Here is a 25,341-nt window from a genome sequence, read left to right as displayed (position 1 = left end):
GCCGCAAGGTTGCCGGTCGGCGGGGTCGGATCGCCGCCACCGCTCCCCGGCTCGACCCAGTTGCAGCCGCTCCAGGTCGAGTCCCAGCCGCTGTTGCCGGAACCGCGGTTGAGGCCGAACGAACCGCTCGGGTAGGCGCAGTTGTAGACGCCGGCCCGACCGATGCCGCTGGCAACGACATTGCTGACCGTCGCCGATCCGGTGGTCTCGGCCTGGAAGGCGAACGTCCCGGCGCCTTCGATCGAGCCGCCGTCCACGGTGACGTTCTGCACCGCACGCCCGGCACCACCGCCGTCGACGAACTGGTACGCCGACCACGGGCTCGCCACCAGGCGGTTGTTCAGCAACCGGACCTGGGCGTTGATCTGACTGTCGTACGCATCCACCCGGATCGCTCCGTGCGGGTGGTTCTGGCCCCAGTTCGGGTTCATCGCGCCGGTCCGGATCAGGGTGTTGCCGGACACGGTGATGGTCCCGGCCAGCGGGAAGAACGGCGAGCCGAACGACTGGTTCGAGATCGCGATCCCGCCGCCGAGCGCGTTGGTGTCGGAGACCAGGTTGTCCCGCACGGTCAGATCGGTCCCGCCGTAGATCGCGATGCCGTTGGCCAGGGTCGGCTGGACGATCGTGTTGTTGGCGAACGTGCTGTTCCGGTTCGCCGCGTTCAGTGACCACATCGCGAGCGCGTCGTCACCCTGGTTGCGCAGGAAGTTGTTGCGTACCTGGACGTTGTACGCGGTGCCGTTCAGGTTCAGCCCGTCGGCGGTCATGTCGTAGAACCGGTTGTTCTCGACGATCAGGTTGTCGTTGTTGCCGGTGAGCCACATCCCGACCTTGAGGTGCTGCAGCCACAGACCCGACACGATCGAGTTCGGGCCGAGGCTGCCGTTCACGAAGTTGTCCGGCGACTGGTCGTTGCGCTCGGTCACCTCACCGATCACGGCGAAGTCGTACAGTTTGGCGTTGCCGCCGCCGTTCGGCCGGTCGATCAGGTGGCTGCTGAGCAGCGTCGAGTACCAGCGGCCCGCGCCGCGCAGCGTGACGCCGTCGGGGTTGATCGTGCCGCCGACCTTGAACCGGCCGGCCGGGATCCACACGGTGCCACCAGAACCGCGGGCGCTGTCGATCGCACTCTGGATCGCACCGGTCGAGTCGTTGTTCCCGTTCGGGTCCGCGCCGCGATCGACGATCGAGATCGAGCCACCAGGCTGGCCGGCGGCGCCGGCGACATTCTCGAACTCGACATCGTCGATCGTGTACGGGCCGGCCGTGTTCTCGCCGTCCACCTGCAGCTTGATCTTCGCACCTGCGTTGACGGTCTGCCCGAGCTGCAACCTCGTGTGGTCGTACAGCTTGTGCGTCCGCGAGCCGACGATCCAGCCGGTGTCCACGTAGCTGTACTTCGACGTCACCGCGAGAGACTGCGACAGCTTCTGCCCGTTGACGTAGACCGCCAATGTCCCGGTCCGGCCGTCCGGAATCGAGTAGGCGACATTGATCGCGTTCGTCGTACCGGGTGCGGTGAACTCGACGTACTGGCCGCCGTTCAGCGTCACGGCCTGGCGGCCCGAAGCCTCAGCCGGCAGCGTTCCCTGGGCGTAGCTCGGGCCGATCTTGCTCCCGTTCGTGGCCGCACTCTCGGCCTCCACGATCGTGAACGGCAGCGTGGCGCCGACGGCCTGAATGGCGGCCGGTACGGCGTGCGCCGCCGGTACCGAAAGACCGGCGGCGATGGTCGCGATCGCTGCCCAGCGGGCTGCTTTCGGGCGTGCGTGAATCCTTCGTGGCATGGGGCGGTGCCTTCCTCGGGGGGCGGGGGTGCGCACACCTTAAGGAAGGCACCATCTCAATGCAATAGCTCGACGCATCCCTGCAAATTCTCTACACAGACTCGGTGGTCAGCCGCCCATGCCGCCCAGGATCTCCGCGATCTTGGCCGCCAGCTGACCCACTCGGCCGAGGCCGTAGAAGACCTTGCTGCCGGTTGTCGGCGTGCTGTTCTCGTAACCGTACTTGTGGAACTGGTCCGCGTACCGCTTCATACCGTCCCGGGCCAGGTCCGCACTGTCGAGCGGATCACCCTTGGACGCCTGGTACGACCAGGGATCCGGGCGCTCGCCGAAGCGGAACTGACCGTTGAAGTCGCGCGGGGGCGGCGGTTGGCTGGGGCCCTTCGGCTCCAGGCCGACCTTGCGCGTGGCCGCTTGACCACTCGGCCAGTAGCCCTCGTCCTTGAACTGCTTCTTGGCCGCCTTCCGGACCGCCCTGCGCTCCTTCGGAGTCTGCTTCGGCGGCTTGACCCTTGCGGCGAGAGGCGCCTTCTCCTTCGCGTTCTGGGTGTTGCGCGGTCCGCTCCTGGCCTGCGGTTTGCCTGCTGAGTTGGGCTTCTTGGGGATGTTGCGAACGGTCGGGCTCTTCGAACCCCCCACTCGCTTGGCCGTCCTGGTCAGGATCCGTTTGAGGGACTGGACGGTGCGGATGAGCTGCTTCACGACATTCTTGATCTTGGCGACCATCTGGGTCACCTGCCGCACCACTTGGACGATCTTCCCGCCGACATTCATCGCTATCACGACGTCCCGGACGACCGGGACGACCACCTTGATCGCCTGGACGACCAACTGGGCGACACGGACAACTATCGGGATGATCCTGACGATGATCCCGATGATGAACCCCCATTGGCCGTCGGGGTCGGTATAGGTGGTCGGGCTGTTGTTGGCGTAGGCATACCCGTTGAGCTGCTGGGCATCCTGGTAGTCGGCGATCGGATCGACCGAGATGAATCGCCCGGTCGTCGAGTCGTACTCGCGTGCCTCCAGGTGCACGAGTCCGGTGCTCGGATCGTCCCCGCCCCCGACGAACCCCTTCTGACCGGGCCAGCTGGCCGGTGCGGCACCACGAGCCTCGCCGTACGGCGTAGTGCGCCGCCGCTCGAAGGATTGGTTGTCGGCGTCGATGGCCAGGTTCGGTGTGCCGTGGTGATCGGTGCCGAGCCAGTGCAGCTTTCCTGGCGTCCGGACAGCTACGGTCTGCCCCGAGTGCCGGTAGTACCGGGTCCCGGTGACCTTTCCGTCGGGCTCGAGCAGCAGCTCGGCCTCGCCGAAGTAGAACGTGGTGCCGGCGGTGTCGCGACGCAGGAGCCGGTTGCCGTCGGCGTCGTACACGAACGAGGTCGTCTTCCCGTTCTTGGTGACCTTCTCCAGATGGCCTTCCACATCCCAGGCGAAGGTCTCCCCCACGCCGGCGACGGTCCGGTCAGTCAGGTTGCCGGTGGCGTCGTACCCATAGTTCTTGGTCGTGCTGCCGGCCGGTGTCGTGGTGGTGATGCCCTGTACGGCGTGCGGCCGCGCCTGCCCGGCGTCCGGGTAGCGGTAGGTGGAGGTGGTGTCGCCACCGGCCGCATGCCGGGTTTCGCTCTGCCGGTTGCCCACTTTGTCGAAGGTCCATGACTGCCAGTACGGCGCTGGTCCGCCCAGCGCACCTGCAGTCGGTGCAGCCGCGCAGTCACCACTGGCTGGAGTCCAGGCACCCGCCAGCCGGCGGAGGTGGTCATAGTCGAAACACTGCGTGTCAGCAGCCTCACCACTGCTGGCCGACGTCTTGTCCGTGATCGACTTGACGTTGCCTGCCGGGTCGAAGCCATAGGTGGTGTCGGAGACCAGCTCAGGCTGGATGTCTCGTTCGGTGACCACCCGGGACAGCCGGCGCGTGCCTTCCTCGTACTCGTACTTCCGCTTCACCGTCGGCCCGTTGGCGCTCTGGGCGAGCGTCACGCTCTCGGTCTCGCCGTACGGCGTATAGGTCGTCCCGGTCACGTACGAGCTCGCACCGGTCAGCGTGGTCGGCATGTCCTGCGCGTTGTAGCCATAGCGCAGCGTCTCCGCAGGGAGACCGCCGACGCCCGGTAGGTCAGTGCTGGCGATCTCACCGTCGGCGTTGTAGGTGCTCTTTACCTGGTACGTGCCCGCGAGCTGCCCTTCCGCAGCCGGCAGTGTCACCTCAGCGCCGAGTGGTTTACCGGCCTCGTTGTAGCCGGTGACCCGCACGGTGTACGCCTGCCCGTTCACGTAACGCGTGGCCGAGGTCGGTGCGCCCTTGGCGAGCGTGTCGTACGTCCACTCCGCTCGCTTCGGCCCGGCCAACGACCCGTCATGTACGGCGGTCGGCCGGTCCAGCTCGTCGTACGCGAACGCCACGGTCCCGCCGCGCGCATCGGTCGACGTCAGCATCCTGTCTTCGTCGTCGTACGTGAAGCGAGTCGTGCCCTTGTCCGGGTCCGCCGCGCTGATCTGCCGGCCACGAATGTCGTAGTCGAACTTCCACAGGTTCCCGGCCGGGTCCTTGACCGTCGCGAGCTGTCCCGCCGGGTGGTAGGTGTACAGCGTCGAGTCATAGCTGCCGCTGGCGTCGTCGCCGGTGTAGGTCCGCAGTTCGGTGAGGCGGCCTTCGACATCGGTGATGCGAGTGACCGGGTGCTCGCCGGCCGGCGGCACAGTGGTGAACCGGCCCGCCGTCTGGCTGTACGTCGTCCGCCACTTCTCGGTGTTCCGCGACTTCAGCACCTGAGCCAGCGGGCGATCCAGCTGGTCGTACGTGGTGACCTGCTGCGTCGGCACCTGTGCTTCGTTCGGAATCAGCACCTGGTCGGTCGGCGGGGCCGAATTGTAGTAGGGGCCGTTCTCCTTCACCTGCAGGCCGCGTGAGTCGTACACGTAGTCGGTGATGACCCGGCCGCCACCGGGCGCGGGCTCCTGCATCTGCCGCGGCCGCAGCAGTCCGTCGGTCAGCTCCAGCGTGGTCTCGAAGCTGTTGTCAGCCTGCAGTGTCGTCGTGCTGACCACACCAGGACCGTCACCGCGCAGCGTGTAGCCGTAGGCGTAGTTCGGTGCGTCGCTGCGCGACCTGCCCGCCGTCCACACCCTCGAGGTACGTCCCAGCGGGTCGTAAGCGAGCTCGGTCTTGCGACCGTCCGGCTCAGTAACCGTCAGCTCCTCACCCCAGGCCGGTTCGAGCGCGGTCGTGGTCACATGACCGTTCGGCGCGGTCTCGACCACCTGGGTCACCGGACTGGCACCGGTCGGCGTGTAGCTGGCCTTGCGGGTTCGGTTCAGCGCGTCCGTGGACTCGACCGCGCGACCGATCGCGTCGTACACAGTGGTGTATTCAACCTTGTACGTCGGTGTGCCGTCTGCTGCGAACCCGCTCAGCTCCTCACTCCGGGTCAGGTCACCCGTGGTCGGTACGCCGCCTGGTGTCGTCGAACCGTCGTAGTACAGCCGCTGGTCCGCAGTCACGTCCGCGTTCGTCCACGGCTTGTCACATGCCTGCGCGACCGTCTGCCGCCGTACTGGTATTTCGCGCAGACCCTTGGCCGGATTCTCTGTGTAGCTAAAGCGCGTGCAGGTGTCGTCGGTCGCGTCAGCGAGGTTGTTGAAGTCGTCCTGCTGCGTCAGCGCACCGGCTGCGTTGTAGGTGTTCTTCGACGAGGACTGCCGCCAGGTACCGTCCACTGCCTCATACTGACGGACGGCGGCCTCCTCGACCTCGTAGGCCTTCGTCGTGCCCCACGACCGGACCCTGGTCGCGGTCGGCGCCGAGATGAACTGGTCAGTGATCGACCGCTGCTCGATCGCGGTGCCGTTGTACTTGATCTCCTCACGCGCCTGTCCGGCCAGCGGGTCCACGTCCTCGACCTTCACGCCGGTCGAGTCGGTCACCTGCACATCCTTGACACCACCGTTGGCGAGTTTGTCGCCGTCCATCCCGCGGAAGAACCGGTTCTCGGTGACCGACTGCGTCCCGGACGGGTGGCCCTTGGTAACTCGGACCCGCTCGTAGCCGCGCCACTGGGCCCAGGTCTTGCGGTCGATGTCGACCAGCCCGTCCTCCTCGTCGTGATGCCACGCCGGTGGCGACAGATACTCCACCTTGGTCACGATCGGTTCGAGTCCGCTGACGCGGTCGGACTCGGTCACGTCGGTCACCACGAACTTGTTGAACCAGTCCTGCCGTTCCTTCAGCCCGTCCGGCGTCCACTTGGCCGGATGGCAGCGCTTGCCGTTGGTGTCCGGGGCCGGCACGTTGCCCGGCAGGCTGCAGTCCTGTGCCGAGTAGCCGACCGTGAGCTCGCCACCCGTACCGGTGTGCACCCCGCTGATCCGCCACCAGTTCATCGCCGGGATGCCTTCGGTGCCGACAACCCGGTTGGGTAGCTGGACGCCGTCGAAACTGGTCTCGGGCGTCTCCGCCTGCCCGCCGACGAGCCCTGCGTTGCTGATTGCCTCCAGCCACAACCCCGCTCGAGTGCCGTCACCAGGTGCGGGGAACGAGTGCCGGAACGTCCACGAGTTCACCGGAGTGAACGCCGTACCGCGCCAGACCTCGGTCGTCACCTTCGCGATTCGCTTCTGCGTCCAGAACGTCGGCGTGAGCTTGTTCTTGCAGCTGCTCGACGACGTACACGACTGGTCCCACGGAGTGTCCGGGTAGGTGGCGGGCTGCGACGACGTACAGGCGCCGATGCACCGCTCCCCTGTGGTGAACAGGACGCGGGCAACCGCTGGCGTGGTGTAGACCGAGCCGTCGCGCTGGCCGTACTCGATCCGATTGATGTTGCCGGCCCGGGTGTAGGTGCTGACCGAGCTCGCACTGGCGTTGCGGCCGTAGTTGTTGGTCTCGGTGTCGTAGAACAGGCTCATGGTGTTGCCGTGCCGGTCGACCACGTAGTCGAGGTTCCAGCGATAGCCCTGCTGGCAGTACGAATCGCCGAAGTCGTCGTCGTGACACGGCTCGCCACTGTGGTTGCCGAACACCGGCACGGTCCAGGTCGACTTGGTCTCCGGCTTGCCCGACGTCCACCCGGCCAACCGGTTCAGGCCGAAGTAGTACTTCGTCCCGTCCTCGGTCGTCATCAGCCAGTACTCGCCGTTGTTGTCACCGTTCGACCCACCCGTGAGCCGCTGGACGACGGTGCCGTCGTCGGAGCGCGGCTTCCAGGCACCGGTGGCGTCGTCGCGGACCAGCTCACCGCCTCTGCCATTCAGCGAGAAGTACGCGTTGTCCGTGGCCCAGCACAGGTCGCCGACCTTCTTGCTGCCGTTGTTGCCCGTCTTCTCCGTCTTCGACGCACAGGCGGCGTACCGGCGCTCGATCGACCCGCCCGGCTCGAGCTCGAAGCCCTCACCGGCCCACGAGGGCTGGTTGTTCGTAGCCGAGGTGCGGCCGTCGACACCACCGGAGGAGTACTCCAGCGAGAGCGCCGACGCCGGACCGCCGAGACCTGGCGGCGTCTCCATCGGGTAGCGCCAGTTGAAGTCACCCGACGAACCGCCAACCTGCCAACTCGTTGCCGGGGACAACGACGACGCACCGAAGTCACCGGCGCCACCAGCGGCTGCGGCCTCCATCGCAAACACACCGGCGGCGGGTACGTCGGCAGCCAGCAGCCCGGATCCATCGTTGCGGGTGGCAATCGGCGTACCGGCGCAGGCCGCCGCGTCCGGCGTCTTCAGCGCGCACTCCGGGAGCTGAACCAGTCGAAGCCTGCTGTTCCAGTCCGCGCCGTACGCCTGCGCGAACCCCGAGTAGTCCACCCGCAGCTCGACCTGACCCGCCTTGTTGGCACTCGCCAGGCGCAGCAACAACCGGTCGCCGTCACGACCCAGCAGGTCCACCTTGACTCGCGCCGGCGTCACAGCAGCTGCTGCCGCGCGGTTGGCGGCTGCCGTCGGGCCGACCCACACCGGCAGCTCCCCCGCGCGAGCTGCCGGACCAGGCCGAACCTTGGCCGAGCCACTCAGCACCCCGTTCCACGCCACGGCCGGCGCAGCAGGACTCGGTACGGCGACCTCCGCGCTACCCGCCTTCGGCCACGCCACGGCCGGTGCCGCGGTCAACGCCTTGGCCTCGGCCTGATCCGTTCGCCGGGGAATCGCCTTCGCATCGGCCCCGCCGACCGATTCCTCCTTGCGGGGCTGGAAGATCTTGTCCTTCGGCGCCCGCGCGGCCGCCTCCGCGGTCGCACCGCCGTCCAGGGTCGCGATCAGGGCGCAGGCGGTCAGGATCGCGACCGGGACGGTCGCGTGCCGTCGCCACCATCGCGTCAGGCCGGCGGGCTCGGGAACAGCAGACATGGCTTCCTCCAGGGGCGGGACAAATCGACCCAGAGTGGTCGGGGAGCAACTCGGCGTCAGTATTGGCGTGGCGACTCTGCGTGCGCAACGCATTCGGATGGGGCCAAAACCCAGTTCGTCCGCGGGGCTTCCGAACTGTCGGCGGGCCCTGGCACGATGACCGCAGTTGTGGTCACGGGGGAGGTTCGTCATGGCACGTCACCGCAGGCAGCGCACGCTGGTCGGCCTTCTGGCCGCGCTCACGCTGTGTCTCAGTCCCCTGGTTCCCCTGGCACCCACTGCTCTGGCCGCGAACTCGAGCCCGCCGGCGGCTCCGCCCACTCACACCCTCGAGATGACGGCCAGGTCGTACGCGGCCATGCCGTACCGCTGGTCGCAGGTCAACCGCGACGAGGATGACAAGTCGTACTGGAACACCCTGCGCGGCCGCGCCTTCGTCGGGTACGCCGAATTCGGGGACATGAAGGGAGCGATGTTCCGGTCGTTCTTCCAGCTGGACACCGGGCCGCTCATCGGCAGCACGATCATCGGTGCGAAGTTCCAGATCGTTCTGGACGAGACTGGCGTCCCGGACAAGAAGCCCGTCGACCTGTGGCAGACCGACTCGATCGATCCGGCCAAGTCGCTGACCTGGAACAACTCGAAGAACAAGTGGGTCAAGAAGCTCGCCACCGCCAAGGGCAGCGCGGACCCGGCCAGCCAGCCGGACATGGCGATGGAGTTCACCGGGCAGTCGATCCTGGATCTCGTCCGCAACGCCGCCGCCGACCGGAAGTCCTTCGTGACGGTGGGTCTGCGGGCGCCGGACGAGGACGAGGGCGACCAGTGGAAGGTCTTCTACTGGGACACGGCCAAGATCGTTGTCACCTACAACAATGCGCCGCGGGTGCCGATCAAGGTGAACTTCAACCGGCCGCAGCCCTGTGGCACCGCAACCGGCCCGGCGCCGATCAGCACCACCCAGCCGACGCTCGGCGCCGTCGCCAGCGATCTCGACAACGACAACGTGACCACGCGGCTGACAATTCGCCGTACCGACACCAATGCGGTCGTCCATGAGGTCGACTCGGCCCTGACCACCTCGGGCGCAGCCTTCGCCTGGCCTCAGGTCCCGGCCGGCGCACTCACCGAGGGCGTCACCTATTCCTACCAAGCGCGCAGCGATGACGCCGTCGCCGAGGACAACATCCCCTTCGGTCCGGCCAGCCCGCCCTGCTACTTCACCGTCGACCAGACACCGCCGCCCCAGCCGACGATCGAGTCCACCGACTACCCGGAGAGCACCGCGGTCGTCCCCGCCCGAACCGCCGGTGTGGTCACGCTCCGGCGGGCAGCCGGGGACACCGACACCACCGAGTTCTACTACGGCTTCTCCCAGGACCGGGTGACGCAGCGGATCCCGATCGGCCCGGACGGTACGGCGAAGCTGCCGGTCACGCTCACTCCCGACACGCCCAACGGCCCTGCGGACGCGCGGCTGTTCGTCCGAGCGGCCGACCGGGCCGGCCAGTTCAGCGCGGTCACGCCCGGGTGGAGTCTGCGCGCGAAACCCAACCCCGCCCCGGTCTCGCATGTCCGCGGCGATGTCAACGGTGACGGGCGGGCCGACGTACAGGCTGTGATTGATCATGGCAACGGACGGACAGCGGTCTGGAACCTACCTGCCGGCGGTGACGGTCTGGCCGGTGGCCAGATCGGGTGGGACTCCGGCGACAGCGGTGGGTATCCCCTTGATCGAACGCGAACGGTGGCTGGTGATTTCACCGGTGACGGGCGTTCCGACGTCGCCCTGTTCCGGCAGGAGGACGGTCGGCGGATGTCGCTGCGGTTGCTGGAGTCCGACGGCAACGGGTATGTCGCTGCCGATTCGCCCAGCTGGGTGAGCAGTCCGGACAGCTGGACGCACAGCATGGCTCGGATCGCGTCCGGTGACGTCGACGGGGACAACCGGGCCGACATCGCAGTGCAGGTCAACAACGGCGACGGCACCTGGAAGGTCCTGGTCTTCCGTGGTGGCGCACTTGGTACGCCGACCGAGTGGGTGCGCGCGACTGGCGACTGGGCGCTGAGCAGCCTGCAACTGGCCGACATCAACGGCGACGGCTCCGATGACCTGGTCACGCAGAAGACCACGACTGTGTGCCGGACCGTCAGCGAGCTCTACCGGTCGACAGGCACCGCCTTCACCGCCACTGCGGTCACTCTGCACGACAGCGGCGCGAACGCGTATTGCCTGGACCGCAGCCGGACCACGGTCGGCGATGTGGACGGTGACGGTCGTGACGACCTGATCGCCGCCTACGACTACAGCGACACCGATCTCGGCGTGGTTGTCTTCAGGTCGACCGGGACCGCCTTCACCTCGGCGGTCTGGTGGCGGACCCCGGGTGAGTTCGACCCGGCCAAGGTCACCATCAGCGCCGGTGATTTCGGTGCCGATGGCAAGGATGATCTGGCGGTCGTCGCCGCGACCGCGAACGGCGGTCGCACGGCGTACCTGCTGAACTCGACCGGTACGGCGTTCGGCCCGCGACGACTCGCGTGGTCGGGAACCGCGGTCGGCGCGGTCAGCGGACCGAAGTTCGAGCTGGAGAATCGCGCGTACGAGTTGGTCGCCCGGCACAGCCGGCGCTGTCTCCAGGTCAAGGGCGCCGGCCAGGCCGACGAGACGCCGTTCGAGCAATCCACCTGTGCGGGCGCGCTGGAGCAGCGATTCCGGCTCGCTCAGGTCGCCGGCACCGAGCAGTTCATGCTGCATCCCAATCACGTCGACGGCGCCGGCCTCGACGGCCGGAGCAGATGTCTCGACGTCAGCGACGAGAGCACGGCCGAGGACGCGCCGCTCGTCCAATATGCCTGCTTCGGCAACGCCTATCAGCAGTTCGCCCTCGAACCGGTCGACGGCGCGACCGGTGACAATCTCGTGCGCCTGCGGATGGCCAACAGCGGCAAGTGCGTCGGCGTCCGTGGCGCATCCACCACCGACGGCGCTGTGATCGCTCAGCAGACCTGCGGCGCGGCCGCGAGCCAGCAGTGGATCCTGCGCCCGGCTGCCACCGCGAAGCAGCTGGACGCGCGGTACCGGATCAGCTCGGTCCGCGGCGGAAAGGTCGTCGACGTCACCGACTGCGTGAACGCCGACGGCGCCGACATGCGGACCTGGACCTGGAACTCGGGCAGCCCGTGCCAGCGCTGGCGGCTGAAGCCGGTCGGCGACGACGTCTATCAACTGATCGACCCGAGTTCGGGCAAGGCCGCCGACGTACTGGGGTGTTCGGAGGAGAACGTCGCCATCGTGCACCTGTGGACCGCCGGCGACTCCCCCTGCCAACGCTGGCGGATCGAACCGGCCAGCGGCGGCAGCTGGTCGATCCGGCAGACGACCACCGGGAAATCGATGGATGTCGGCGGCTGCCGCGAGGATGCGGGGGCCGACCTGATCATCTGGCCGTACTGGAACGGCCCGTGTCAGCGCTGGAAACTCGACAAGTACGACGGTTGACCACCGGGACCCCTCCCGAGCACGATCGCTAGCATCGCTGTGCAGTGATCAGCACGCTTTGGAGCCGCCCCATGCTTCGCATTCACTTCACTCCACAAGATCTGGCCCGCACCACGATCGCGACCGAGCCCACTCCGATGTGGGAGGTGCTGCTCAGCCTGCACATCCTCCAACACCAGGACGGCAGGCAGTACTTCACGGACTGGCGGCGCCGGGTGCTGGCCGACGTTTCGCCGGAGCACACCCGCCTGCTGCTCGACGTCGCTCCCTCGCGGGGGTATTCGCCTGACTTCCTGACTCCGCCCGACACCTCCGTCGACTTCAGCACCGGCCTCAGCCAGGTGCTCGCCACGCCCTGGCGCGACATCGACAGCCAGCTCACTCTGCTCCGCAAGGGATCACCCGGTACGACGTGGCGCCGGGCGCTCGCGACCGGGCGACAGGACGCTCACCGGCGGCTCGGCCGAGCGCTGCGGGTCTACCACGACACGGCCATCGCGCCGTACTGGCAGTCGCTTCGCACTCACGTCGCGGCCGAGAGCCGTCGGCAGGCGGACAAGCTCGCGCGCCAAGGGCTCGAAGGGTTGCTCAGCACGCTGAACACGCAGATGCACTGGGAAGCGCCGGTGCTGCACATCGCCGGGCTCAAGGACAATGACTACCACCTCGACGGTCGTGGGTTGCATCTGCAAGCCTCCGCGTTCTGCTGGCGGGTGCCGACGAAGCTGTTCGACCCCGAGCTCAGGCCGGTGCTGGTCTACCCGATCCAGCATCAAGCCGGCCTCCTGCGCCATGCGGAGCAAGGACTGCATCTGGACGGCAACCATCTGCCGGGCGTCCTCGGCGCGACCCGCGCAGCCGCGCTGGCCGCGGCCATCACCGCCTGTACGACGACGGAGCTGGCCCGCCGCTGCGGAGTCTCACCCGCCTCGGCCAGCCAGCAGGCCGCCGCCCTCCGCGAGGCGGGCCTGATCACCCGTCGCCGGGTCGGCGGCTCGGTCCTGCACCTCGCTACCCCACTCGGCCTCCGCCTGCTCTCCGGTGACAACTCCGGAGGTGCGCACTGACCTCAGCAGCGCCTCCCCGCGCGTGACGCTACTGTTTGCTCAACGATGGTTGCCAGCCGTGACAACGGCCGGCTTCCGGTCCGCGAGTGAGGAGTGTGATGAGCGAGCGCGACGAGGCTGCAGCGGAGCAGCGACTCATCGCCAGCCGGTACTTGCTGCAGGAACCGCTCGGGACCGGCGGAATGGGCTCGGTCTGGCGGGCGATGGACCTGCAGCTCGGACGTGTGGTTGCACTCAAGCGGGCCCACCCCGGGGCCGACGACCCCGATGGCCGCCGGTTGCGCCGGGAGGCCAAGCTGAGCGCGCAGCTGCACCACCCCAACGTGGTGACGACCTTCGATGTGATCGAGGACGGTCTCGACTACTGGCTGGTGCTCGAGTATGTGCCGGCGCAGAGCCTGGCGGAGCTGATCGAGCGCCGGGGACCGCTGCCGCCGCACGAGGCCGCGGCCATCGGTCTGCAGATTGCTCAGGCCGTGCAGGCAGTCCACGCTACCGGCGTCATCCATCGCGATCTCAAGCCAGCCAACGTGCTGGTCACCGAGGACGGCGTGGCGAAGCTCGCCGACTTCGGGATCGCCCAACGGATCTGGGCCGATGCGACCCTGACCGACAGCTCGACGATGGGGACACCCGCGCAGCTGGCTCCCGAGGTGGCGAACGGCGCAGAGCCGACCGCGGCCTCCGACATCTTCTCGCTCGGCGCGGTCATCTACACCGCTGTCGAAGGCCACTCGCCGTTCGGTACCGAGTCCAACCCGCTGGCCCTGCTGCGTAAGTCGGCACGCGGCGAGATCCAGCCGAGCCGGCGAGCCGGCGAACTCACCGCGCTGCTCGCCCGGATGCTCGCGGTCGATCCGGCGGTACGCCCGACCGCGGCCCAAGCCGTCGCCGAGCTCGGCGGTACGACGCAACTCGCGCCCACGCGCCGCAGGTGGCGATGGCCTGCCGCAGCCGCGATCGTCGCCGTACTGGTGGTTGGGGTGCTGCTGGCTCAGTCCGTGCGGCACAAGGAAACACCGCAAGCCGAGCCGCCTGCGCAGGCCGGTCCGGTCGGCGACGTGCGGACTGCTGATCCGTGCGGGCTGATCGAAGCGAGCACCCTCAGCCGGTTCGGCGAGACCGATCTCGAGACCGACTACGGCAACTTCGATCGTTGCGATGTCATCGTCACCACCAAGGACGGCCAGGAGACCGACGTCAAGGTTCAGCTGGACACCCCGGGTGAGACGCCGTCCGGCCTTCAGTCCCATACCGGCAATGTCACGGGCATCGTCCGGTCGAGGGCCGAGGACGACACCTGCGAGCGGATGCTCCTGCTGTCCGACCAGCACCAGGTCTACATCTCGGCCCAGCGCCTGGACGAGACCGGCCCCAACGTCTGTCAGGTCGCCGACGCCGCCACTCAGTACGCACTGTCGGTTCTGGACCGCGGGCCGATCCCTCGCCGTACGACGTCGTTGCCGGCCGAGTCGCTGATCCAGCTGGACGCGTGCTCGCTGCTCGACACCTCGGCGCTCGCGCTGATCCCGGGGGTCGACGCGAACCACCCCGACGCCGGGTTCGGCAACTGGACCTGCGGGTGGGACAGCACCACGAACGACCTCGGTGTGGACCTGGTGTTCGATCGGGATCAACCGCTGTCCGCGACCGACGGCGTACCGGCGAAGTTCGGTGGTCGTCAGGCCTTCGTGCAGGCGGGCGACGACGGTCCGGACACGTGTGTGGCGCGGATCGTGCACCGCAGCTACGCGGATCCGCACGGCAAGCCGGCCGTCGAGCTGATCCAGCTCATCGTCCGGGGTGACGGCTCGAGCGCCGAGCTGTGCCGCCTGGCAAGAGAACTCGGCACGGCCGCCGCGTCCAAGCTGCCGAGGGCGTGAGATGGAGAAGCGGACGAGTCTCGCCGAGGTCGGACGAAAAGCCTTGCCCAGGACCATCTACGTCCGCAGCGTGGCCGGTGAGCTGTCCGTGCCCCCGGGCGAGGGGCACACCATCTACTTCGGGCGGAACCGGCCCGACGTCCATGTCTGTGTCGGAGAGGACGACCCGCGGGTCAGCCGCCGGCACGGCCAACTGGAGTTCACCAACGGCCAGTGGTGGGTGACGGCGACCGGGCAGCTGCCGATCCGGTTCCCCAAATCCCAGTGGTTGCTGCCCGGCGACACGGCGATCCCCCTGACAGCCGGGTACACGCCGCTGTTCATCCAGGGCTCGCAGGGTCGCGAGCACCTGCTGGAGGTGTACGTCGCGGAGGAGACCAAGCCCGTCGTTCGTCCGCAGGATCCGACTCAGCCGCCGCGGTCCTGGACGCTGACTCCCGATGAACGGCTCGTGCTGACGGTGGTCGGCCAGCGGTACCTGCTCAACGACCTGCATCCGCTCCCCTTGTCCTGGCGGCAGGCGGCTGATCAGCTCGCCGAGCTCGCGCCCGAGGACGGCTGGAGTTCCAAACGGGTGGAGCATCTGGTCGCCGGGATCCGGGGTCGGCTCTCGCGGGACGGCCAGGCCGGGCTGACCCGCGAGGAGGTCGGTGAACCTGTGGGCAACACGCTGAACGACAACCTGTTCACCGCCCTGATGCTCTCGACCACCCTCACCTCGGCAGACCTGCGGCTGCTCGACTGACCCGGGACCACTCCCGGGCGCACGGGTTTACGTTCGGCGCGAACCAGCCCCGTTCGAGCAGGAGCACATCATGCGAACCGCCCCCGTCATCGCCCTCATCGCAGCCCTGACCGCCGGTGTCCTTCATCCGGCGCCCGAGTCGGCCGCCGTACCGCAGGCCAGTCGGCTGAAGATCACCCAAGGTGGCACCGCCGGCAACCCCAAGGTGTACGACGGCAACGGGCAGTCGGTGGCCGGGATCACCATCGACGCCGACTACGTGGTCGTCCAGAACTACACGCTGATCAAGCCGAAGGCGCCGGGGATCGACCTCGAGGGCAACAACGTCACCGTGCAGAACAACACCGTCACCGATCCCCAGGGCGGCGACGGTGACGGCATCCGGTTCTTCGGCAACGACCTGAAGATCCTCAACAACACGATCAGCGGTACCCGCAACACCGGCGGCCGGCACGCCGACTGCCTGCAGACCTTCGCCGACGACACGCCGCCGAGCCAGCGGGTCCTGATCGAGGGCAACCGCTGCGAGAAGATCGACAACATGTGCCTGATGGCCGAAGGCCCGAACGACGGCGAGGGTGACGGCAAGGGCCACAGCAACTACTTCACCCTGCGCAACAACTACTGCGAGACCCTGGATGCCTCGCAGGCGTTGATGATCGAGGACATCCAGCACTTGGTTGTCGAAGGCAACACCTTCGCCGCGAGCCCGGACAAGGCGATCGGCCTGGCCATCAAGTCCACCGACGCGACCATCGGCGAGAACACCGTCAGCGCCGGCATCGAGTGCTACGTCGGTATCGACAAGTCCTCCAAGCCCGGCTACCAGGGCCCGGAGCCGACCTGCGCTCCTTAGGGGCGCACGCGGAGGACGATCTTGCCGCTGGCCTTGTTGGTCTCGCCGCGCCGGTGCGCGTCGGCGGCCTCGGCCAGCGGGAAGACCGAGTCGATCTCGACCCGCAGCTTGCCTTGGTCGACCAGGTCGGTGATCGCGGTCAGGGCGAGGCCGTCCGGTTCGACGAGGGTGAACTCGGCGCGGAGGCCGCGACGGTTCGCTTCGGCGACCGTCTCGGGCGCAGGAGGAAGAATGGAGACGTACGAGCCGCTGTCCTTCAGCACGTTCAGCGAGCGCAGACCGGTCTCGCCGGCGAGCAGCTCGGTCGACCGCTGAGCCTGGTCGAACTCGCGGAGCACGCCCGAATGAGCGTGCGCACCTTCACCCGTCGCTTCCGCGCCGAGACCGGCGTGAGTCCGGGCAGCTGGCTCACCATGCAGCGCCTCGACTACGCCCGCCAACTGCTCGAGGACACCGACCTCACCGTCGACCAGATCGCCGACCGCACTGGCCTGGGCACTGGGACGAACCTCCGCCAGCAGCTCCGCGAGACCAGCGGCGTCTCCCCCATCGCCTACCGCCGAACCTTCCGCAACTAGCTCAGACCAGTGGGTTTCACTGGGGCGACCAGTGGACGGTCCGGCGAGAGTGACTGGTAACAGCAGATGGTTGCCGGATGGGAGAAGCGGATGCAGTTCACGGATGGGGTCGGGCCTTCGCGGCGGAGCGTGTTGCAGGGCGGACTGGTGGCCGGAGTCGGCTTGGCCGCACTGAGCAACGGGGTGGCCAGCGCCGCACCACCAGCCACGTCAGCGGCGATCCATCCATTTCGGGTCTCTGTTCCGCAGCAGAAGCTGCTGGATCTGCGGCGACGCGTTGCTGCGGTGAGCTGGCCGACGGCGGAGCTGGTCAAGGACCGTTCTCAGGGCGTGCAACTGGCGACGACGAAGGCGCTGGCGAAGTACTGGGTGAGCCGGTACGACTGGCGCCGATTCGAGGCGAAGATCAACAAGCTGCCGCAGTTCACCACCGAGATCGACGGCGTGGACGTGCACTTCGTCCATGTACGGTCGCCGCACAAGGACGCGCTGCCGCTGATCATGACGCACGGCTGGCCGGGCTCGTTCGTGGAGCTGCTGGAGACCGTCGGCCCGCTGACGAACCCGACCGCGCACGGCGGCCGCGCCTCCGATGCCTTCCACCTAGTGCTCCCGTCGATCCCGGGGTACGGATTCTCCAGCCAGCCAACCGAGATCGGCTGGGACCCGGGCCACACCGCGAAGGCGTGGAACGAGCTCATGCACCGACTCGGCTACACCCAGTACGTCGCTCAGGGTGGTGACGTCGGTTCCGCGGTGACCGACAACCTGGGTCGTCAGGCGCCGGCCGGGCTGCTCGGCATCCACGTCAACCTGCTCGGTGCAGCGCTGAGCGGAGTCGGCTGGCCGACCACCACCGCTGAGGAGCAGGCCGCAGCGGCCGCCGTCGCCGAGTTCAATGCCACCGGCAACGGTTACCGGATCGAGCAGACCACCCGCCCGCAGACGATCGGCTACGCGCTGCTCGACTCACCGGTCGCGCTTGCCGCCTGGATGCTCGACCACGACACCGACAGCTACTACAAGATCTCCCAGGCCTTCGTCGAGGGCCGGCCCGTGGGCAACCTCACCCGCGACCACATCCTTGACAACATCACGCTCTACTGGCTGACCGGGACCGGCGCCTCCGCCGCCCGTGTCTACTGGGAAAGCGCCCGGGCCCGAGCCACCGGCCCGGTCCCGCCCCCGGTCGACGTACCGGTCGGCTTCAGCGCCTTCCCCGGCGAGATCATGCAAGCCCCGCGCAGCTGGGTCGAGAAGACCTACCCCACCCTTAACTACTACAACAAGCCCGCCCGCGGCGGTCACTTCGCCGCCTGGGAAGAGCCGGCATTGTTCACCGACGAGGTCCGCGCTGCCTTCCGCGGCTACCGGGGTCCGGCGCGGGGTCTTTCCAACGATTGATTATGTTGGTGGCATGCGACGACTTCTGGTGGCTGGTGTGTCCGCTGTCCTGCTGATCAGTTCCGCGTGCTCCTCGGGCGCGGTGGCCGCCCCGGCATCGATGCCGACGGCAACCACCGCCTCGGTGACCCAGGCGAGTACGTTCCGCGCACTGGAACAGCAGTACTCCGCGCGGCTCGGGGTCTACGCGCTCGACACCGGCAGCCGCCGTACGGTCAGCTACCGGGCCAACGAGCGGTTCGCGTTCGCGTCGACGTTCAAGTCACTGGCCTGCGGCGTACTGCTGAGCCAGGCCAAGGATCTCGACAAGCTGATCCACTACACGGCCGCCGACCTCGTCTCCTACTCGCCGATCACCGAGAAGCACGTCGGCACCGGGATGACGCTGCGCGAACTGTGCGACGCGGCGATCCGCTTCAGCGACAACACCGCAGCGAACCTCATCCTCGCCGAACTCGGCGGTCCGGCCGCGCTGCAGACCGCATTGCGCAAGCTCGGTGACGGCGTCTCCCGCGTCAACCGCAACGAGCCGACGCTCAACGAGAACACGCCCGGCGACACCCGCGACACCACCACCCCACGGCAGCTCGCGACGAGCCTGCAGAAGTTCACGCTGGGCCGCGCCCTGCCGCCGGCCAAGCAGGCGATCCTGAACGCCTGGCTGGTGGGCAACACCACCGGCGACAAGACGATCCGCGCGGGTGTCCCGAAGAACTGGAAGGTCGGCGACAAGACCGGTACGGCGAACTACGGCGGCCGCAACGACGTCGCCGTGATCTGGCCGCCGAACCGCGCGCCGATCATGCTCGCGATCATGTCCACCAAGGACGTCAAGGACGCCCCGACCGACGACGCGCTGATCGCCGCAGCCGCAGCCGCGGCGATCAAGGCGCTCAGCTAACTCCCACCGCACTGCCATTCGTTCGCCTGTGCGCAGCCCTGCGGCTGACGCCAAGCCCGAACGGCAGCTCGAAGAGGGCCTTGGGCAAGTACTTGTAGAGCAACAGGCACAGCCAGGCCAGAAATGCGGTCAGTACGACGGGCTCGACGATCTGAGCGACCAGCTGGATCGTCGGGCCCGCGCTCGACAGGGGCTTCACCAGCGCTGCGTGCAGCAGGGCCAGCAACGGCATGTGCATCACGTAGATCGGCAGCGTCCGGCGACCGACGCTTGCCAGCGCGGTGGTCAGCCCGGCCCAGCGAGTCACCAGACCGGCCGCGGTCACCCCCAGGATGATCGCGACACCGCTGACGACCGGCCACAACCCGAACCAGGTCTTGGCGTCGAAGAAGGCCACCACGCCCAGCAGAACGGCGTACGGGACGGCGATGATCGCCAGCCGCAGCCAGCTCGCCTCAGCGGCGAGCTTCTCGATGACGGTCTTGCCGTAGAGGCCGGCCAGGAAGAAGACCAGGTTCTGATAGACGCCGGCCCGATCCCCCGGTACGGCGACCAGTCCGGCCGAGGCAGTGGCCGACAGCAGGAACGCCAGTCCCAGCATCACCCACGGCGGCACCCGACGAGTGGCGCGGGCGACGATGAAGTAGAGCGCGAGCGCGTACAGGTACCAAAGGTTCGACGGCGTGATGAACAACTGCGCGATGAACTTCAGCGGTCCATCCGCACTCTCGGTGCCGAAGTCCGGGACAAAGGCCAGGATCGCGGTGTGGATGATCAGCCACAGCACGTACAGGTAGTAGAACTTCGCGACCTTGGTGCGCAGCACCTCGGGCCAGGTCCGCTGCACCGCGCGGACGGCGAAGTACCCGGAGACCGCGAAGAACAAGGGCATCCGCAAGGGCAGCAACTGCTCCCCAAAAGTGCCCCAGGCCCCTTTCACCTGGCCACCGATGTGCCAGTGGATCTGTAGGTAGTGCTTCATCAGGACGTGCCACAGCACGACCAGCAAGATACAGACGCCCTTGGCAACATCCGCCCAGGCGACGCGGCTCCGCTCCGTCATCATGTCCTCAAAGTAGAAAGATCGTGGCCTCACGCCATCAGCCCCGAGACGGCAGCCGACGTCATCCCGTGGTCTGACACCGGCGATCGACGTACCCCGAAAGTGCGATCTGGCGGAGTGCGACGTGGTCCGTCCGAGCGACGACACGAGACGACGAGGACGAAGACGATGGAGGCAGCCGGGAAGGTTGAGTCCCGTGGCACGCGTCACAGCCTCCGGCGCGGCCATTTCACAGTCGTTTCACGGACGCATCACAGGGCACCGGACGGATCCGTCCGATTTCGGTGCTGATCCGATGTTTCGGTAAGGTGACAGACCGTCGTGGGTGTAGTCGCTCGAACTTTTCACCCGGCGCCGGCGTCCTACCGATCACCCCTGAACGCCATATCGCACAGGAGCACGATGTCTTCACCGCCGACCGCCGAGGTTGTCCCGAGCGCGCTCGACGAGCGGCCGGCGAGATCTGGACGGCAGCCGATGAGTCACTCCGAGTACCTGGGGCTGAAGCGGTTCCCGGCGCTCGACGGACTGCGGGCGATCGCCGCGCTGATGGTCGTGGTCTTCCACAACCAGGGGCCGGACTGGGTCCAGGGCTGGATCGGCGTCCAGATCTTCTTCGTGATCTCGGGCTACCTGATCACCACGCTGATGCTGCGCGAGGAGGACCGCAACGGGCGGATCTCCTTCAAGAAGTTCTACGCCCGGCGGATCTTCCGCATCCTGCCGGTGTACTTCGTCCTGCTCGCCGTGACGCTGATCGCGCAGATCTTCGCCGGCACCGTGACGAGTCGCCCGCCCGGCTCCGAGCTGCCGCTGTACCTGTTCTTCTTCAACGAGTTCGGCCACGGCGGCTCGTACGGGCAGTCCTGGTCACTGGGGATCGAGCAGAAGTTCTACCTGTTCTGGCCGCTGCTGGCGTTCTCGGCGATCCTGGTGCAGCGCAAGGCCAAGTTCGGCGGCCGGGTCGGTCTGACCCTGGTGCTGATGGCGGTCCTGCTCACGATGGTGCCGCTCTCGATGGGCGGCGACCCGCGCGGCTGGACGGCGCACTACTTCTCGATCCTGGTCGGCTGCCTGGTCGCGATCCTGATGCACAACCCCAAGACCTACAAGCTGTTCCGGCCGCTGACCCGGCCCTGGGTGGCCTGTGTGGCGGCGGCAGCATTCGTCGCGATCCACGGCAGCGTGCACTTGTGGGGCGCGTTCATCGAGAAGCACCACCTGGCTGGGAATGTCCCCGGCTTCATCGCGATCACCCCGCCGTACGTCGTACTGGTCGGGTTCCTGCTGTTGCCGGCCTTGCTCGCCAATGCCTTCCCGCAGCGGCTGCTGGCGACGCGGCCCTTCGTCTTCCTGGGTGAGCGGTCGTACTCGATCTACCTGGTGCAGCTGCTCGCGCACGAGGCGGTGCTCGGGATCTATCTGCTCTTCGGCGCACACTTGGGGAAGACCCCGATTCCGTGGCTGCCGGTCGCACTGATGTCGATCCTGATGGCACACCTTTGTTACCTCTGGGTGGAGAAGCCGATGATCAACGTCGGCAAACGCTTCATCGCTCGCAAACTGTCCTGACCTGACAGCCGGGGCGCTGGGGGCACCCCGGCCACCTCAGGTCAGGGACAGGTGCCGTTGACCGGAGTTGCGACTCCGGTCCACATGAAGGCGTCACTGACCCAGGTGCCATCGCTCAGCCGGTTCCAGAGGCTGGTGGTCCCCCAGCGCCCGCTGTGCGAGGTGCCGTTCTTGGAGCAGGAGATGTTCACCGTCGTGCCGTCGGCGACGCTTCCTGCGAGTGCGTAGTTCGTGCCCGGTCCGGTGCGCTTGTTGACGGTGCCGCCGCCGAACGCGTCGATGATCCCCTGCGTGAACCCGAGCGCGCCGTAGTTGTAGAGCTGCTGGCCCGGGCTCCGGAGCGTGCTGCCGTGCAGTGCGGTGCCGTTGTAGGCGGAGGCGGCGTTCTGGAACACCCAGCCGCCGACGTTGTGACCCGCGATCCCGACGTACGCGCTGTTCTGCCGCAACGCGAAGTGCACGTGCGGGCCGCTGGCAGAGCCACCGCAGGAGACGTCGGTCCCGATGTTGCCGAGGAACGTGCCCTCGCTGACGGCCAGTCCGTTCGCCGCGATGTTGCCGAACATGTGGTAGTAATCCGTCGCGTAACCACGGTCGTGGATGACGCGGATCCAGCCCTTGCCGTTGCCGCACATCGTGTACGCCGTACCGGCGCGCGCCGCGAGCACCTGACCGTTACCGCCGGACAGATCCACCGAGCTGTACGGCGTATCTGTGCCGGCCCAGCCGTGTGGCCCTCCCGGCATGCTCCATGACGCGCCGAGCGCGAACGGTAGCCGCATGCCGGTCCGGAAGTCGCCACCGGCAGCTTGGGGCGCGAACAGCTGCTTCTCCTTCGCGGAGACCACCGGCGAGGTGGCGGTCAGGTCGCTGAAGGCACGCTCCCCTTCGAGGCCGACCTGCCATTTGCCGTCGACCAGCCGGGCCGCGAACAACCAGCCCTCGGGGTACGTGTCCTGACCCTGCGGTACGACCGCGACCGTCGTACCGAAGACCGCGCCGGTCCCGGCACCTCGGGTCACGCTGACCTGAACGTCTGCCTTGGCCTTGCTGGTCTTGGCGGCACTGACCTTGGCCGTGACGGCCTGCTGCAGGTCGGGTTGGGCAGCGGGAGCGGGAGCGGCTTGGGCGGCTGTCGCGGGCACCACCAGGGCACCCGCGATGAGCACTGCGCCTGCGCGCAGCCTCGAGTTGAACGTCATAGCGAACCTCCTGATGGGGCGGAACAGGATCGGTTGCCAGACGCTATCCACTGATTACGGAGCGTCGGTTATCTTGTGGACTGGTTGCCGTCCAGAGACTGTCCACTGGGGTGGGGTGAGGTGCCAGACCGGGGTGGTGGGGTGGGGGAGGTATCGATGGAGCACAGGTCGGCTCGGGCTGCGCTTGGCGCGGCCATGCTGCGTTATCGGCTGGCTCGTGGGCTGTCGCTGCGACAGCTCGCCGCGCGGCTGGGGATGCAAGGTCACGGCGGCCTGTCGGACTACGAGAAGGGCCGGCGGCTCGCGCCTGCAGACCTGATCGAGCGGTACGAGCAGCAACTCCAGATCACCGATGGCGAACTCGGCGCACTCCGCACTGCCGCCCTGGCCGAGCGTGCCATCGGGAAGGCTGATCCGGTCGAGCAATCGACCGCTTTAACCATTGCCGAGCTTCCGGCTGTGCCGGCGGACTTCCAGGGACGCAATGCCGAGTTGGCGACCGTGCTCGCGGCGGCGGCCGATTGTCTGGCCGGCCGCGGACCGGTGACTGTCGTGGTGACCGGGCAGCCGGGCGCCGGGAAGACCACGCTCGCGGTGCGCGCCGCGCAACAGGCGTTCCGGCTGGGGCTGCAGGATGCGCAGTTCTTCGTCGAGCTGGGAGCTGCGGAACCTGAGGCGGTACTGCGCCGACTGCTCCGGGCACTCGGCGTACCGGATGGGCAGTTGCCTACCGAGGTGGATGAGGCGGCGGCGATGTTCCGGTCGCGGATGGCTGGGCGTCGGTGTGTGCTCGTGCTGGACAACGCGCGAGACGAGGCGCAGGTGCGCGCGTTGCTGCCGGGGCCCGGTCCGGTGCTGGTCGTCGTCACTAGCCGACAGCGGCTCACGGGGTTGTCCGGTGCGAGGCGTGTTGGACTGGCGGAGCTGACCATGGACGACGCGCAGGCGTTGCTCACCGACATCGTCGGCGCGGGTCGTGCTGAGGCGGAGCCCGAGTCGGTGGCCGAGGTGGTCGCCGCGTGCGGTCGGCTTCCGCTGGCCGTGCGGATCGCCGGGAACCGGCTGGCGTCGTGGCCGGACTGGTCGATCGCACACCTCGCCGAGCTGCTGCGAGACGAACAGAATCGGCTCGGCCGTCTCACCGCGGGTGACTTGGCGGTGCGGAGTGCGTTCGCCTTGTCCTACCGGGAGCTCTCGCCGATCGCCGGTCGATTGTTCCGGCGGCTCGCGCTCACGCCGGGCGCGGACTTCGACGTACAGGCTGCTAGTGCCCTACTTGGTGAGCCCGCCGAGGTGGCGTTGGAGGTCTTGGCCGGGGCCAGCCTGATCGGTCTGGCCGCGACTCCGGGGCGCTATCGCATGCATGATCTCTTGCAGCTGTATGCGTGCGAGCTCCTGCAGGAGGATGCGCAGCGCGACAAGGCCGAGAAGGCCTTGCTGGGTTGGGTTTTCGACCGAGCCCGCCGGGCTGCAGCGGCGCTCTCTCCCGAGCCCGCGGACTATCCGGGTGGGCGGTCGGCCGCGGTCGCCTGGCTCGATGCCGAGGCAGGCACGGTTCTTGGCGCGGTACGACGTACGAGCGCGCGCACGGATGGTTCGTACGACGCCCTGCTGAGCGATCTCACCCAGTTGATCCCCTGGTACTACGACCTGCGGTGCCGGTGGTCGGACATGGTCGAGGTCGCCGACCATGCACGGGTGATCGCAGATCGCTCCGGCGATCTTGCCGCGCGGGCCTTCGCGTACAGCATGCTCGGCCTCGGGCAGCTCGGTCAGCATCGCTACCGCGCCGCCCTTGCCTCCTGCCAGCTCGGCCTGGCCGACGCGCGGACCGCTGGGCTCGCCGCGGAGGAGGCTGAGCTCTTCGGGCGGATGGGGCTCGCCTACGAAGGACTCGGTCAGTACGCCGAAGCCGAGGCGCGGCATGCCGATCACGCGGAGCAGTGCCGGGTGCTCGGCGACAAGTTCGGTGAGGCAGCCGCGGTGGGGCGGCGGTCGCACACCTTGCAGATGCTCGGCCGGCATACCGAAGCTGCGGCCTGTCTCAAGCTCGCTCTGAAGATGCGCTCGGAGTTGGGCGACGAGCGCGGGGTCGCGATGGCGGAGTACCGATTCAGCGCCCTCCGAAACAATCAGGGCCATCACGAAGAGGCGCTGTGGCGTTGTGGTCGAGCGCTCGCGGTGTTCGAGGCTCACGACGACCAGTGGGGTACGGCGGTCACCCACTACGAACTGGGTCGCGCGCTGACCGGGCTCGGCCGCCTCGGCGAGGCGGCAACGGCGTACCGGACGGCGATCCGAGGTCTCGAAGACGTCGGCGAGTGGCAGCGGCTGGCCGAAGCCACCGCTGCCTTCGCGGAGATCAGTGGCCGTTCGCGGCGGCGGTGAAGGGGCGCGCTGAACGTTACAGGTGGTGAGACTGGCCACAGGGCG

Annotated in this window: 15 protein-coding genes; 10 read left to right on the top strand and 5 right to left on the bottom strand. The window is 67.8% G+C overall.

Features of this window, described 5'->3' with window-relative positions:
• Window positions 1-1,790: glycosyl hydrolase family 28-related protein (locus tag ACFVWG_RS37190; RefSeq protein WP_391548192.1), on the bottom strand; the 1,790-nt coding region annotated here is incomplete at its 3' end.
• A gap of 108 nt (window positions 1,791-1,898) precedes the next feature.
• On the bottom strand, window positions 1,899-8,135 hold the full coding sequence (locus ACFVWG_RS37185; RefSeq protein WP_391548191.1) for an RHS repeat domain-containing protein: 6,237 nt from the start codon (window positions 8,133-8,135) through the stop codon (window positions 1,899-1,901).
• Between the two features lie 190 nt (window positions 8,136-8,325).
• Here ACFVWG_RS37185 and ACFVWG_RS37180 point away from each other — a divergent pair, with 190 nt between their 5' ends.
• The 5 genes from ACFVWG_RS37180 (at window position 8,326) to ACFVWG_RS37160 (ending at window position 16,188) form a co-directional block, all read left to right on the top strand.
• Complete coding sequence (locus tag ACFVWG_RS37180) at window positions 8,326-11,637, top strand: RICIN domain-containing protein (protein WP_391548190.1); 3,312 nt, start codon at window positions 8,326-8,328, stop codon at window positions 11,635-11,637.
• Between the two features lie 71 nt (window positions 11,638-11,708).
• Window positions 11,709-12,704 (top strand): MarR family transcriptional regulator, encoded by a 996-nt coding sequence (locus ACFVWG_RS37175; RefSeq protein ID WP_391548189.1) that lies wholly within the window; start codon window positions 11,709-11,711, stop codon window positions 12,702-12,704.
• A 98-nt stretch (window positions 12,705-12,802) separates the two neighbouring features.
• Complete coding sequence (locus tag ACFVWG_RS37170) at window positions 12,803-14,587, top strand: serine/threonine-protein kinase (RefSeq protein WP_391548188.1); 1,785 nt, start codon at window positions 12,803-12,805, stop codon at window positions 14,585-14,587.
• Between the two features lies 1 nt (window position 14,588).
• Entirely contained in the window at window positions 14,589-15,332 is a 744-nt protein-coding gene (locus ACFVWG_RS37165; protein ID WP_391548187.1) for an FHA domain-containing protein, read from the top strand.
• Window positions 15,333-15,402: 70 nt separating this feature from the next.
• Window positions 15,403-16,188 carry a hypothetical protein gene (locus ACFVWG_RS37160; protein ID WP_391548186.1) on the top strand — a complete coding sequence of 262 codons (786 nt, stop codon included), beginning with the start codon at window positions 15,403-15,405 and terminating at the stop codon, window positions 16,186-16,188.
• On the opposite strand, the gene ACFVWG_RS37155 is transcribed toward ACFVWG_RS37160, so the two are convergent.
• Window positions 16,185-16,526, bottom strand: coding sequence for a zinc-binding dehydrogenase (locus tag ACFVWG_RS37155; protein WP_391548185.1), 342 nt, complete (start codon window positions 16,524-16,526; stop codon window positions 16,185-16,187). The two genes, ACFVWG_RS37160 and ACFVWG_RS37155, sit on opposite strands and share 4 nt — an antisense overlap.
• A gap of 6 nt (window positions 16,527-16,532) precedes the next feature.
• On the opposite strand from ACFVWG_RS37155, the gene ACFVWG_RS37150 reads away from it, so the two are divergent.
• The 3 genes from ACFVWG_RS37150 (at window position 16,533) to bla (ending at window position 19,071) form a co-directional block, all read left to right on the top strand.
• Window positions 16,533-16,766, top strand: coding sequence for a helix-turn-helix domain-containing protein (locus ACFVWG_RS37150; protein ID WP_391548184.1), 234 nt, complete (start codon window positions 16,533-16,535; stop codon window positions 16,764-16,766).
• A 90-nt stretch (window positions 16,767-16,856) separates the two neighbouring features.
• The gene (locus tag ACFVWG_RS37145; protein WP_391548183.1) at window positions 16,857-18,170 is read left to right on the top strand and encodes an epoxide hydrolase family protein; all 1,314 of its coding nucleotides are present in this window, start codon (window positions 16,857-16,859) and stop codon (window positions 18,168-18,170) included.
• Between the two features lie 13 nt (window positions 18,171-18,183).
• The gene (gene bla, locus ACFVWG_RS37140) at window positions 18,184-19,071 is read left to right on the top strand and encodes a class A beta-lactamase (protein WP_391548182.1); all 888 of its coding nucleotides are present in this window, start codon (window positions 18,184-18,186) and stop codon (window positions 19,069-19,071) included.
• Here bla and ACFVWG_RS37135 read toward each other — a convergent pair.
• On the bottom strand, window positions 19,064-20,137 hold the full coding sequence (locus ACFVWG_RS37135; protein WP_391548181.1) for an acyltransferase family protein: 1,074 nt from the start codon (window positions 20,135-20,137) through the stop codon (window positions 19,064-19,066). The genes bla and ACFVWG_RS37135 overlap by 8 nt on opposite strands.
• 399 nt (window positions 20,138-20,536) lie before the next feature.
• On the opposite strand from ACFVWG_RS37135, the gene ACFVWG_RS37130 reads away from it, so the two are divergent.
• Complete coding sequence (locus tag ACFVWG_RS37130) at window positions 20,537-21,706, top strand: acyltransferase family protein (RefSeq protein WP_391548180.1); 1,170 nt, start codon at window positions 20,537-20,539, stop codon at window positions 21,704-21,706.
• Between the two features lie 41 nt (window positions 21,707-21,747).
• Here the strand turns inward: ACFVWG_RS37130 and ACFVWG_RS37125 are convergent, their stop codons facing one another.
• Window positions 21,748-22,908, bottom strand: coding sequence for a peptidoglycan DD-metalloendopeptidase family protein (locus tag ACFVWG_RS37125; protein WP_391548179.1), 1,161 nt, complete (start codon window positions 22,906-22,908; stop codon window positions 21,748-21,750).
• A gap of 156 nt (window positions 22,909-23,064) precedes the next feature.
• Here ACFVWG_RS37125 and ACFVWG_RS37120 point away from each other — a divergent pair, with 156 nt between their 5' ends.
• Window positions 23,065-25,296, top strand: coding sequence for an ATP-binding protein (locus tag ACFVWG_RS37120; protein ID WP_391548178.1), 2,232 nt, complete (start codon window positions 23,065-23,067; stop codon window positions 25,294-25,296).
• Window positions 25,297-25,341: the final 45 nt, after the last annotated feature.

Origin of the sequence: Kribbella sp. NPDC058245, assembly GCF_042882005.1 — a bacterium.
In the GTDB taxonomy this organism is placed as follows: domain Bacteria; phylum Actinomycetota; class Actinomycetes; order Propionibacteriales; family Kribbellaceae; genus Kribbella.
This window is presented reverse-complemented; position numbering and strand designations above follow the sequence as displayed.